The following is a 1,310-nucleotide window of genomic DNA, read 5'->3' as shown; positions in this document are numbered from 1 at the left end:
CTCTCGGACGGGTCGCGTTCGGGGCCTCACCCTGGAAGTCCCCGGTCGAAACGCCCCGCAGGTAGAGCACCGGCAGCAGGGCATCGCGGCTTCTCGAGCGCCGCGCCCAGCGGGGCAGGATGCCGGAGCTGAAGCGGATCCTCTTCTCGGCCGGCACGCCCTCGGCGCGGTCGCGGACCTTCGGGCGGCGCACCTCGAGCGTGCCGATCCCGGTCTGGATACGGCGCTCCGGCCCATACCCATGCCGGACAACTCGCTGACGCCCATCGGGCAGCGTCTCCTCGGCATGGCGCGCGACGAAGGCGTCTGCTTCGGCTCTCAGCGCCGCGGCCAGCATGCGCCGAGCGCCGTCACGCGCGATCTCGGTCAGCGGATCGTCCACGGATCCGGGCGGGTCGAAGCGGGGTGATCGTGGTCTCAAGGTCCATGGCGTATCGCTCCTTCGGGAGGTTCTGGCAGGCTTCATCACCCGCCACGATACGCCGCCTTCGCAGGCCCCATCACCCATTTTCGAGCATAGCTCTTTGGACTTCTTCGGCTGCCCAGATGGCCGGGATCGGCATCTGAATTCAGGTTTCACGGTAGGCGAGCTGCCGTCGTCGGACGAGGAGCAAGTTGCTGATGAGCAACCACCGAGTTGTGTTTCTTGAAGTGGTGCAAAAGGCCGCCCGCGGAACCCCCGACGTAGGGCAACGCGTGGTCGGGCTTGCCGCTTTGTTGCGACGCAGTGCGTGTCATTCGAAATCGGGCATGGCGCGCTGTCCCCGCCGCTCAAACGCCGTCGCTGAAGGCCGCGGGATCAGCCATATGCATCGTCAAGACAGTCGTCTATCGGTTTCGAGTGTTTGACAGAAGTGACCAAGCTCACCCAGTCGATCAACCGTTCTTGGTAATCTTGCAGCTCATTGATCAACCCATCGTTCGGCCGCAGTGTTTTGCGGCTTTTCTTTTCGCCTTGAACGACGCGGAAGTCCCCACACTTAATTCTTTCACGTAGAAACTTTAGCAGCGTCAGGTGGCTGCACCGAATTGTTTTAAGCATATTCAGGTAATCATAAACGCCGTAACGCGGGTCGCCATCCAATGTGCAAATCAGGCACAGCAGCTCCCATTTCTCATTTTTGTCCACATAGAACTTCAAATAATTGGACTCGGAGAGAAAGCGAACCCTTTCAATTTCTACGCGAAAGACATCTTGCATCATGGCCCTCATATCTGCTCCCCAACCAGCCCCCCTTTTAGGTTCACGTATAATGCCAGATGTACGGCGTCACCAAAGTGAGCCACCTGCGCCGCCCTCAATCCCTGAG

Annotated in this window: 2 protein-coding genes; both read right to left on the bottom strand. The window is 60.2% G+C overall.

The annotated features are described in order from the left end of the window. The coding region (locus DRV84_RS15095; protein ID WP_476748609.1) for a transposase at positions 1–466 on the bottom strand (466 nt) is incomplete at its 3' end. A 333-nt stretch (positions 467–799) separates the two neighbouring features. Next, on the bottom strand, positions 800–1,213 hold the full coding sequence (locus DRV84_RS15515; RefSeq protein ID WP_147298887.1) for a hypothetical protein: 414 nt from the start codon (positions 1,211–1,213) through the stop codon (positions 800–802). Positions 1,214–1,310: the final 97 nt, after the last annotated feature.

The organism is Rhodosalinus sediminis (assembly GCF_003385555.1).
GTDB classification, from domain to species: domain Bacteria; phylum Pseudomonadota; class Alphaproteobacteria; order Rhodobacterales; family Rhodobacteraceae; genus Rhodosalinus; species Rhodosalinus sediminis.
Note: the sequence above shows the minus strand (reverse complement) of the source record. Positions and strands in the feature narration are given on the sequence as shown.